The organism is Sphingobium soli, assembly GCF_020782245.1.
In the GTDB taxonomy this organism is placed as follows: domain Bacteria; phylum Pseudomonadota; class Alphaproteobacteria; order Sphingomonadales; family Sphingomonadaceae; genus Sphingobium; species Sphingobium soli.
Genome location: NZ_JAJGNP010000001.1, coordinates 515,453 through 525,535, shown reverse-complemented (window position 1 = coordinate 525,535; position 10,083 = coordinate 515,453). Strand labels below are relative to the sequence as shown.

At 63.5% G+C, this 10,083-nt stretch carries 9 protein-coding genes; 3 read left to right on the top strand and 6 right to left on the bottom strand.

The window, feature by feature from the left end:
* Positions 1-6: 6 nt before the first annotated feature.
* The 3 genes from LL253_RS02515 to LL253_RS02505 form a co-directional block, all read right to left on the bottom strand.
* Entirely contained in the window at positions 7-1,356 is a 1,350-nt protein-coding gene (locus tag LL253_RS02515) for an RluA family pseudouridine synthase (RefSeq protein ID WP_228226056.1), read from the bottom strand.
* The gene (crcB, locus tag LL253_RS02510) at positions 1,353-1,751 is read right to left on the bottom strand and encodes a fluoride efflux transporter CrcB (RefSeq protein ID WP_009820686.1); all 399 of its coding nucleotides are present in this window, start codon (positions 1,749-1,751) and stop codon (positions 1,353-1,355) included. Before crcB ends, LL253_RS02515 begins: the two co-directional genes overlap by 4 nt.
* Before the next feature lie 119 nt (positions 1,752-1,870).
* Entirely contained in the window at positions 1,871-4,690 is a 2,820-nt protein-coding gene (locus LL253_RS02505) for a TonB-dependent receptor (protein WP_228226055.1), read from the bottom strand.
* Positions 4,691-4,904: 214 nt separating this feature from the next.
* Between LL253_RS02505 and LL253_RS02500 the strand changes: the two genes are divergently transcribed.
* Positions 4,905-5,291 (top strand): PH domain-containing protein, encoded by a 387-nt coding sequence (locus LL253_RS02500; protein WP_037542456.1) that lies wholly within the window; start codon positions 4,905-4,907, stop codon positions 5,289-5,291.
* Between the two features lie 144 nt (positions 5,292-5,435).
* Entirely contained in the window at positions 5,436-6,137 is a 702-nt protein-coding gene (locus LL253_RS02495; RefSeq protein ID WP_228226054.1) for a hypothetical protein, read from the top strand.
* Between the two features lie 9 nt (positions 6,138-6,146).
* On the opposite strand, the gene LL253_RS02490 is transcribed toward LL253_RS02495, so the two are convergent.
* Genes LL253_RS02490 through rnd form a run of 3 tightly spaced genes read right to left on the bottom strand, consistent with a single transcriptional unit; the run spans position 6,147 to position 8,042 of the window.
* Positions 6,147-6,536 (bottom strand): DUF4440 domain-containing protein, encoded by a 390-nt coding sequence (locus LL253_RS02490; RefSeq protein ID WP_228226053.1) that lies wholly within the window; start codon positions 6,534-6,536, stop codon positions 6,147-6,149.
* A gap of 25 nt (positions 6,537-6,561) precedes the next feature.
* A complete protein-coding gene (locus LL253_RS02485) occupies positions 6,562-6,864 on the bottom strand; it encodes an I78 family peptidase inhibitor (protein WP_228221586.1) in 303 nt (100 codons plus the stop codon).
* Positions 6,865-6,875: 11 nt separating this feature from the next.
* Positions 6,876-8,042, bottom strand: a complete 1,167-nt coding sequence (gene rnd / locus LL253_RS02480; protein WP_228226052.1) for a ribonuclease D — start codon at positions 8,040-8,042, stop codon at positions 6,876-6,878.
* Positions 8,043-8,171: 129 nt separating this feature from the next.
* On the opposite strand from rnd, the gene aspS reads away from it, so the two are divergent.
* Positions 8,172-9,956, top strand: a complete 1,785-nt coding sequence (gene aspS, locus LL253_RS02475; protein ID WP_228226051.1) for an aspartate--tRNA ligase — start codon at positions 8,172-8,174, stop codon at positions 9,954-9,956.
* Positions 9,957-10,083: the final 127 nt, after the last annotated feature.

The window sequence follows — 10,083 nt, the reverse complement described above, 5'->3', positions numbered from 1 at the left end:
GCTGTCTCACGCCTTGCGCGCGCTGCCGCGGGCGCGCCGTTCGCCCTTGCGTCCCTTGCGATATTGTTTGGCGTGCTGGCGCGCGGCTTTCTTTTCATCCTCGCGCGTGGGCGTCCGGTCGATCTCGTCGTCCAGCGGCATGTCGCCCAGCGTCAGATCGAACCCCAGTTCGTGCAGGCTGTTGGCGAAATGGGTGGGCAGTTCCGCCGTCATGTCGACGCGCCCGCCATCGGGATGATCCACCCGGATGCGTCGCGCATGCAGATGCATCTTACGGCTGATCGTGCCAGACAGGAAGGCGTCCTTGCCGCCATATTTGCCGTCACCCACGATCGGGTGGCCGATCGCTGCCATGTGCACGCGCAACTGATGCGTGCGTCCGGTATAGGGTTGCAACTCGACCCAGGCGGCGCGGTTGCCCGCCCGTTCGATCACGCGATAGCGCGACCGCGCGGGCAGTCCTTCCTCCTCATCGACATGCATTTTCTCACCGCCGGTTCCCGGTTGCTTGGCGATCGGCAATTCGATCATGCCATCCTCGATCGAGGGTACGCCCATCACCAGTGCCCAATAGACCTTACGCGCGGTGCGGCTGGAAAAGGCCTTGGCGAAATGGGCGGCGGCGCGGCTGGTGCGCGCCAGCAACAGCGCGCCCGATGTGTCCTTGTCCAGCCGATGCACCAGCTTCGGGCGGGATTCGGCGTCGAACAGCAGCGCGTCGAGCAATTTGTCGACATGCTCGTCCGTCTTGGTGCCGCCCTGCGTCGCAAGGCCTGGCGGCTTGTTGATGACGATGGCTTGCGCATCGCGATGGATCACCATGTCCTGCGCGTAGCTGATCTCGTCGGGTGTCAGATCGACGATGCGGGCGCGCTTGGGCCGGTCGGCCGCGTCGGGCTTCGGTTCGGCCGGCGGCACCCGGATCATCTGGCCTTCGCTGATGCGGTCGCCCGGCGCGGCGCGCGCGCCATCGACCCGCAACTGCCCCGTGCGCGACCAGCGCGATACCAGATTGAAGCCAACATCGGGCAAATGCCGCTGGAACCAGCGATCCAGCCGGATGCCATCATCGTCCGCAGCCACGCGATATTGCCGCACGTCGAGCGATACGCCCTTGGCGGGATTGGGCTTTACAGCAACGGACTTGGCGACGGCGGGCTTGGGCGGTGCGCTGCGGGCGGCGCCCGATTTCGCCGCTGCCGGCGCGCGGGGCTTGAAGGCAGGTTTGTCGCCATCGCGCGTGCGCGCCCCTGGCGCCTTGCCGCGAGCCGCTGACTTGCGGTCCGGCGTGCGGCCTCCATTACCCTTGCCGCCGCGCGAAGGCGGGCCGCTTTTGCCAGGAGGACGCCCCTTCATGCGCCAGCGCTCCGCGTCAGCATCAGGCCCAGCCCCAGCGCGCATACCGCGCCGCCAACCGATGCCAGGGCATACACCATCGCCATGAGTGCCTGGCCCCGGTCTATCATCAGCATCGTTTCCAGGCTGAAGGCGGAAAATGTGGTGAAACCGCCCAGCAGGCCGACGCCCAGCAGCAGGCGCAGCGATTCGCTGTTAAGCGGCCCGGTCGCACCGCTTTCGCGCGTCAGCCATCCGGCCAGCAGGCCCATGGCCAAGCCGCCGATCAGATTGGCGGCGAAGGTGCCCCAGGGCCAAGTCGCACCCGGCGTCAGATGCCCGGCCAGGCGGCCAAGCTGGTAGCGCAGTGCCGCGCCGACCGCGCCGCCCCCCATCACGAGAAAAATATTGGTCATAGGCCCGCCCTATAGCGAATCGGCTATAGGGGAAAGAACGCAATCAGGCCATTTCCGCCAGCCATGGGGCACGGTGGGACCGCGGATGCCATCCTACCCCCATCCTACCCCTCGTCACGCTATCGCCCGCCGCCAAAAGCCGGCGTGAACAGTTTGCGGAACTGGATCGAAATGGTCCGCCCGAGCGGATCAAGATAATCCTGCTGATAACGCAGTGGAGTCATCCCTGTCGCATCGCGCACCTCGCGCCGCTGATTGAAGACATTGTCCAATCGCAACGAAATGCGCGACCCCTTTAGGAATGGCATGGATTTCACCAGATCGGGCATCTGCCCCAGATTGGCGAACAGGCGCAGGTTCGCTGTCGCCAGGCTGCCAAACTCCAGCCGTGAATTCCCGCCCAGCGCGCCATCGACATGGGTACCGCTTTCCCAGTCGACCCCCAGCCGCGCGCCGATCCCGTTGTTGGAATAGCCCACGCGCGCCTTGATCTCATGACGGGGCTGCCCGCCCGATGATCCGGTCGCGTCGCCGTTGAGCAGGTCAAGCTCGGGCACGCCAGGCGCGATCAGGATGCTCTCGTCCAGATGCCAGGTGTGATAGAGGCTGAAGCTCAGCCGTCCGCCGCCCTGACCGCCGCCGCGCCCGCGTCCGCCGCCGCCAAAGCCCCGCCTCGGTCCGCCGCCATCGCCGCGCGCCTGCCCACCATCGCCGTTTCCGGCACTATCGTTCGACCTGTCTCTTTCGCCGTCGGTGTTTCGGCGTTCGCCGTCTGGCGATCCTTCGCTCCGCCTCCGGCTGCCGCCATAGGCCGCGCGCATGTCGTCCAGCTCTTTCGGACGATCCTCCGGCCGTGCTCCGTTGGCCCGCCACGCCTCGATGACCTTCTGGATATGCGACTTCAAGGGCACGGACAGGTCAAAGCCCCACCGCAGCTGCTCGCTGCGCGATTGCAGGAAATTGATCGGCCGCGCGTCCACCTGGATCAGGCTGCCATCCTCGTCGCGCACGAAGCGTTGCGGAAATGCGGCCTCCAAATCGGGCGTGGGCGTGGGAAAGGCGGCGATAGGGTTGCTGGTCCGGCTGTTGAGATAGGTCGCTGTCAGCGTCAGATTGGGCTTGTCGAACGGCTTTATGCGCGCGTTCAGGCGAAACTGATCGCGCACGCTTTCTTTCAGCGCTGCGTTGCCACCCGACAATTGCGTCACGAATACGCTTTGTCCGGTGGCATAATCAAACACGGAGACATTGGGCGTGGAAATCAGCGGATCGGTGATCTGCGCACCCGTCGGCGCGGCGCGATCCTGATTGGCGGAGGCCAGTATCTGAACCGCCCTTATCGGTTGCCAGCGCAATCCATAGCCCAAAGTGGACAAGGTGCCGAAGTCCGAAAGCTGTTGCGCCGCGACGTTCAGGTTGACTCCGATGTCGCCGACGCCGCCCAATATGCCTTTGGATCGACTGGTCAGCGGCACGTCGACGCTGATTTGCCCGCTACCGGTTTCGCGGCTGTAATCGGTGTTGCGCTCGATACCCGATCGCACCGACCGGCTTTCAAACCCATTTGCTGACGCGCCAAAGCGGATGGATGTCATGACATCCCCGGCCGGCATGCGGAACAAGGCCCCGCTCACCAGCAGGTCGCCGGTTACGGCCTGGCTTTTGGCGCGCGCCGTGTCGATGGTCCGGGCGGCGATTAGCGCGGGAGCGAAATCGCCATAGGGATTGACCGAAGGATCGCCGGCATTCAGCGCAGTCTGTATCGCATCGGTATCAATGCCGCGATCAGTCCGGGTGCGGGTGATCGACAGGTCTCCATTGCCGGTGAAGGACCATTGCCATTTGCGCCCGATCTGCCCGTTGAGTGTTACGCCGATATGGCCGGTCGTGCCCCTTACCTGCTGCGCCAGCGCGCCGCCTTGGGCCAGATAGCGATAGAGGGTCACATCCTGCGCAAAGGGGGAAAAGGGCGACCCGGCAGCCAGGCCCAGCGCAGCGGTCGATAACCCCTGAAGCGTGTCGTTCTCCGATAGCGCCAACCGGCCGTTGATCGTCGCCGACACGCCGCCCAGCGCCCGCGCCAACGTTGCGTTCGCGGAAAAATTCTCCGTCGCTGGGCTGAGCGTCCGATAGGCGGTCAGGTCGGTGATGGCAGCTATGTTCGCGCCGGCGACGAAGTCCGTCAGGGACGGCGCGCCATTGGCGGCATTTGCCGGGGCGGCGGCAACGGTGACGGTCTGCCCGGCCAGTGCCGACAGGGCGGGGTCGATCTCGGCCCCATCGGCAATCCCTGTGACATTGCCGCCCAGCGCATAGGGGCGACGGGCCGGCGTGGTGATAATATCGCGCTCGCTCTCCAGCAGCCGCCCGGCGCGGCTATATTCCAGGTCCAGCGAAAAGCGGTTATCGCCCCGGATGCGCAGCAGCCCGGCCTCGACCTCGCCATTGTCCCGACCGCCCTCTGTCGTCGTTCCCAGTTGCACCTCTGCCTTCTCGGATCGGAAGCGCTGGCGCAGGACGACATTGACGACCTTCTGCGTCGGCGCATAGCCGTAGGAGAGGGCAACCTGTTCGGGCAAAATGTCGACCCGCGCGACAGCCTCTGACGGAATGTCGCGAATCTCGGAAAAGCTGGAAATCCGCTTTCCGTTCAGCAGGATGATCGGCGTTCCGTTGGTCTGCGGCTCCAGTTCGGTGATAAGTTCAGCGATCGACGTAACGCCCAGCGCCCTTACGTCGGCGGACGACAATTTCTGCTCCGGTTCGATATCGCCGATCACCGCACCCCGTTCCGGTTGCCCGGTGACGATGATTTCCTCGCCCTCGTCCACGTCGTCCTGCGGCGGGGCAGCCCGCTGATCGACCTCCTGCGCTATCAGGGCGCCGGGCGCGGCGCCGGTCAGCAAAGGCAACAGGATCAGATATGCGGATCGACGCACGAACACCCCCGGACAAATCATTGAAGCTTCCATGGCGATCTAGCCGAGATCTGTCGCAAGATTCTGGCATATGTCGGACAAATTTGTCGCAAAATGTAATGGCTTGGCTGAACACAGGCTTGCACAGCGCCAAATGAGGCAAGGGCCTGTGAGCATGCCGCTTGACGAATGGCCAGGCCTCATGGTGAAACACCGAACATTCGCGGGAGGCGGCATGAGCGACACCTGGCTATATGACGAGCATCCTGCGATGTTCCGGGCACATCCCGTGCTGTTCGTGCTGCTCCTCATATCGATAATCGGCATCCTCGCCATCGCGATCTGGTGGGTGTTGCACAAGGGCGAGCGACTGGCGCTGTCGGATCGCGAAGTACTGATGGAAAAGGGCCTGTTGTCCAAGCAGCGGACGGAAATCGCGCTGTCGAGCATCCGGTCGGTGCGGATAACCCAGACGCTCGGGCAGCGCATCTTTGGTGTGGGCCATGTCGAACTTTTCAGCGCCGGCGACTATGCTGAAATCGCGATCAAGAACATGCCGAACCCGGACCGGATAAGGGCGATCGCCGCGTCGCGAAACGTGGACCTGTTGCCCCAGCGATAGACTATTTCACGCAGCCCCTTGACTTGGGCGCATATATTTCAACGATAGCAGCATCATGGAGCCGGCAGAGCTCCAACCGTGAGGACGCCATGTCAGGAACCCTTGGCCGCATTTGGGCGGGCAGGGCAATGAAGGGGTGTCGCCATGGTGGGCTTGCGAGTGATGCCGTCCTTGCCGGACCTGACGGCCGAGAAACGCGCGACCGTCCGCCAGGCCTGCGGCTTCGCCTGCGTCCGGTGCGGCGTCACCATCTATCGCTATCTGCGGCTGCCCGACAGTCCCGGCGTGACGCTGTTCTGCCCCACTTGCCATGGTTTGGTGGAGGAAGGTCGGCTGACGCCGACGCAGGTGCATAGTTTTCATGCCAACCCGGTCGTGCGGCAGCGCCATTTCGCACGGGATCGCCTGCCATTTTCCGCGGAACTTCCTCAATTGATCGTGGGCGGATCGCGCCTGCTTCGTGATACGCCCATTCCGATCACGCTGGATGGCGAAGCGATCCTGATGTTCGCGCCTCCGCGCCGGACCAATGGCGCGACACGCATCAGCGTCCGATTGGGCAATGCGGACGGCGATGCGATGCAGGTGATCGACGGCAATGAATGGAAGCCGCTGGATGGAAGCTGGCACTTCCTGCTGCGTGGCGATCGCTATTCGATGATGGCCGCACGGGGTGACGGCCTGTGCGTGCTGCGCATCGTAGCGCGCAACCGGATCGCGGTAGAGCATTTGCGCACGACTATCCGGGGACGGCGGCTGGAAGTCACACCCGACTGGCTGGAGATCGACGGCAAGCGCCATGTCGATCGTATTGGCAGCGGAACTCTGATCGGGCTTGAGCTGTGATCGCGCGCGTCAGGCCAGGGTGACGAAAATCTCCGCTTCGATCAGCCAGGAGCCCGACATTTCGCGCCATTTCGCGCAATAGCTTCCAGCTGCCAGAATACGCCCATCCTCGGTGGATGCGCCGGACCATCGTCCTTCTTCCATCGCGATCGGCTCGACCGCGGAAATTGTGACGCGTTCGGTCGTGCGCGTGTAGACCAAGCGGTCCGATGCGGCGAAGTCCCGCTTCCAGGTGGCGAGTTGCGCGCGTTTGCCCATGAGCACGGCGCTGTCCGTTCCCGTCACCAGCACGACGTCGCGTGCCAGCAACGGCTCGATCGCCTTCAAATTCGCCTCGGCCAGAGCGCGGTTGAAGGCGGCACGGACCATCCGAATGGCCAGATCGGCAGAGGCTGTCATCGAAGGATGCTGGTCACGCGGGTGCTTATCCGCAGCGAACGGTGGTGATCATCATTGCTTCATCATAGCTGACGGTCAGCCGGTCAGGACGGAAATCCATCGTCATGGCCATGCCCGGAGCGCCCCAGCGCAGCGTCTTTGCGCCCGATGCAGCTAGCAATTGCGCGCCGACGTCGCCGCTTGCCTTCTGTCCAACGAACCGGTCCAGCCCTGCGTCACGGCAGGGGCCATCCGCCATCGCGGGCGGCGGCGTTTGGGGGCCGGAGCCATTGGCGCCGGCACAGCCGGTCAGGCCGGCCAAAGATAATGCCGTCATTGCCCAGCGCATCGCTTCGTCTCCTATTCGGTTCGCGTCATTTTCAGCCGCCCGCCCTTGACCGCAAAGGCAAGCCGCCCCTCGACCAGATCAACCGCGTCGCGGCCAAATTGTTCATAACGCCAGCCTTCCAGGATCGACAGGCCCTCGCGCACGCCCGCCGCCAGCGCATCAATATCATCGCTGCGCGCGATCAGGCGCGCGGCCACATCAATGTCGCGTGACCGGATTTTGAGCAGCAGTTTCAGCAGGTCGGCGACCAGCGCACCGTCCTTGCCCAGCCCCGGCCGCTTGGGGTCGCGTTCAGGCATTTCGTCGCGGTCCAGTGGCTGGGACGCCTTGATCGCGCTCATCAGCCGCGCGCCGATGTCGTTCGTCTTCCACGTGGCGGACAGGCCCCGCACTTTGCCAAGATCCTCCTGGGCGCGCGGCGGATGGCTTGCGATATCGGCCAGCGTCTCGTCTTTTACGATGCGACCGCGCGGGAGATTCTTGTCCTGCGCTTCCATCTCACGCCAGGCGGCGAGCGCTTTGAGGCGGCCTAGCACATCGGCCTTGCGGCTGGCGATGCGCACGCGCTTCCACGCATCCGCCGGATCATTCTCATAATTGCTCGGATTGCTGATCCGCTCCATTTCCTGGTCCAGCCAGTCGCCGCGCCCGGTCTTCTTCAACTCTTCCAGCATTTTTGGGAAGATTTTGATCAGATAGGTGACGTCGCCGATCGCATAGTCGATCTGCCGCTTGTCGAGCGGTCGCCGCGCCCAGTCGGTGAAGCGCGCGCCCTTGTCGAGCTGAACGCCCAGCCATGCATCGACCAGATTGCCATAGCCGATCTGCTCGCCAAGGCCGAGCGCCATGGCCGCGATCTGGGTGTCGAACATGGGATGGGGAGCCTTGCCGGTCAGGTTGTGGACGATTTCAATGTCCTGGCCGCCGGCATGGAAGACCTTGAGCACGTCCTCATTGTCGACGAGCAGGTTGAGCAGCGGCGTCAGGTCGATGCCCGGCGCCTTGGGGTCGATCGCCGCCGCCTCGTGAGAATCGGCCACCTGCACCAGGCAGAGGTCGGGCCAGTAGCTATTTTCCCGCATGAATTCCGTGTCGACGGCGACATAGGAGGAATTCGCAATGCGGGCGCAAAAATCTGAAAGCGTCTTGCTGTCGGTAATCAGCGGATGAATTTGCATATGGTCTTCGATCTTATTATGGGCTGGCCCGCGTCCGGCGGGCTGGTCGAAAGGTCGACAAGGCAAGCCCATAGCCGGGCCGCAACAATTTGTCATTTCCGTAAAACGATTCTGAAAGATCAAAACGCCATGCACGCCTATCGCACCCACACCTGCGGCGCCCTGACCATCGCCGATGCCGGCAATGAGGTCCGCGTATCGGGCTGGGTGCATCGGAAGCGCGATCATGGCGATCTGGTCTTCATCGACCTGCGCGATCATTATGGCATGGTGCAGATCGTGACCGAAGTGGACGGCCCTGTCTTTCAGGTGATCGAGGGGCTGCGGGCCGAAAGCGTCGTCACCGTCACCGGCAAGGTCGTCGCCCGCGCCACGGAAGCGGTGAACCCCAACCTGCCGACCGGCGAGATCGAAATTCGAGCGCTGGACGCGGCCGTCCTGTCTGCCGCTGCCGACCTGCCGCTGCCAGTCGCGGGCGAACAGGACTATCCCGAAGATATCCGCCTGCGCTATCGCTTCCTCGACCTGCGGCGTGAGACGCTGCATGCCAACATCGTCAAGCGCACGAAGATCATCTCCGACATGCGCCGCCGCATGGAAGGCGCGGGCTTTACCGAATATTCGACGCCGATCCTGACCGCGAGCAGCCCGGAAGGCGCGCGTGACTTTCTGGTGCCCAGCCGCATCCATCCGGGCAAATTCTACGCCCTTCCGCAAGCGCCGCAGCAATATAAGCAGCTGCTGATGGTCGCGGGCTTCGACCGCTATTTCCAGATCGCGCCCTGCTTCCGCGACGAAGATCCGCGCGCCGACCGCCTGCCCGGCGAATTCTATCAGCTTGACCTCGAAATGAGCTTCGTCACCCAGGAAGACGTCTGGAACACGATGGAGCCGGTCATCGCGCAGGTGTTCGAAGCCTTCTCCGACGGCAAGCCCGTCACCCCGGCCGGCAGCTTCCCGCGCATCCCGCACGCCGAGGCGATGCTGAAATATGGCAGCGACAAGCCCGACCTGCGCAACCCTATCATCATCCAGGACGTGACCGACCATTTCGTTGGCTCGGGCTTCGGAATTTTTGCTTCGCTGGTCGATGGCGGCGCGCGCATCCGCGCGATTCCCGCACCGGGCGCGGGCGCGGGCAGCCGCAAATTCTTCGACGACATGAATGTGTGGGCGCGCGGCGAAGGCTATTCGGGCCTTGGCTATATCAACATCAAGGATGGCGTCCCCGGCGGCCCGATCGCCAAAAATCATGGACCCGAAGCGACCGCGAAGCTGATCGAAGCGCTCGGCCTTGGCCCCAATGACGGCGTCTTCTTCGCCGCCGGCAAGGAAGCGCAGGCAGCCAAGCTCGCCGGTCTCGCCCGCATCCGTGTCGGCGAACAGCTTGACCTCATCGACAAGGACCGGTTCGAGCTTTGCTGGATCGTCGACTTCCCGTTCTATGAATATGATGAGGACACGAAGTCGATCGACTTCGCGCACAATCCCTTCTCGATGCCCCAGGGCGGCCTGGACGCGCTGGAAAATCAGGACCCTCTGACGATCAACGCCTATCAATATGATATGGTCTGCAACGGCTATGAAATTGCGTCCGGTTCGATCCGCAACCAGTCGCCTGACCTCATGGTCAAGGCGTTCGAACTGGTGGGCCTCAGCAAGGCGGATGTCGAGGAGCGCTTCGGCGGCCTCTACCGCGCCTTCCAATATGGCGCGCCGCCCCATGGCGGCATGGCGGCCGGCGTCGATCGCATCGTGATGCTGCTCTGCGGCGCGCAAAATCTGCGCGAAATCACGCTGTTCCCGATGAACCAGCGCGCCGAGGACCTGCTGATGGGCGCGCCCAGCGCGGCGGAATTCAAGCAGTTGCGCGAACTCCATGTCCGCGTGGTGGAGCCGCAGGCCAAGGCATAATATCTCCCTTGATAGCCGATACCAAGTAATGGCCCCCGTCCCGCGACGGGGGCCATTTTGCCCTATGTACGTCAAGCTGTATTGATTGAATAATACACTATGATAAGGTCGGCTTGGTCAAGCAGGA

What these genes read in the sequence shown, in the direction of transcription:
- LL253_RS02495 (WP_228226054.1), top strand. Translation starts at nt 5,436, where the DNA reads ATGGTGGGCTTGCGAGTGATGCCGTCCTTGCCGGACCTGACGGCCGAG.
- LL253_RS02500 (WP_037542456.1), top strand. Translation starts at nt 4,905, where the DNA reads ATGAGCGACACCTGGCTATATGACGAGCATCCTGCGATGTTCCGGGCA.
- aspS (WP_228226051.1), top strand. Translation starts at nt 8,172, where the DNA reads ATGCACGCCTATCGCACCCACACCTGCGGCGCCCTGACCATCGCCGAT.
- crcB (WP_009820686.1), bottom strand. Translation starts at nt 1,751, where the DNA reads ATGACCAATATTTTTCTCGTGATGGGGGGCGGCGCGGTCGGCGCGGCA.
- LL253_RS02485 (WP_228221586.1), bottom strand. Translation starts at nt 6,864, where the DNA reads ATGCGCTGGGCAATGACGGCATTATCTTTGGCCGGCCTGACCGGCTGT.
- rnd (WP_228226052.1), bottom strand. Translation starts at nt 8,042, where the DNA reads ATGCAAATTCATCCGCTGATTACCGACAGCAAGACGCTTTCAGATTTT.
- LL253_RS02490 (WP_228226053.1), bottom strand. Translation starts at nt 6,536, where the DNA reads ATGACAGCCTCTGCCGATCTGGCCATTCGGATGGTCCGTGCCGCCTTC.
- LL253_RS02515 (WP_228226056.1), bottom strand. Translation starts at nt 1,356, where the DNA reads ATGAAGGGGCGTCCTCCTGGCAAAAGCGGCCCGCCTTCGCGCGGCGGC.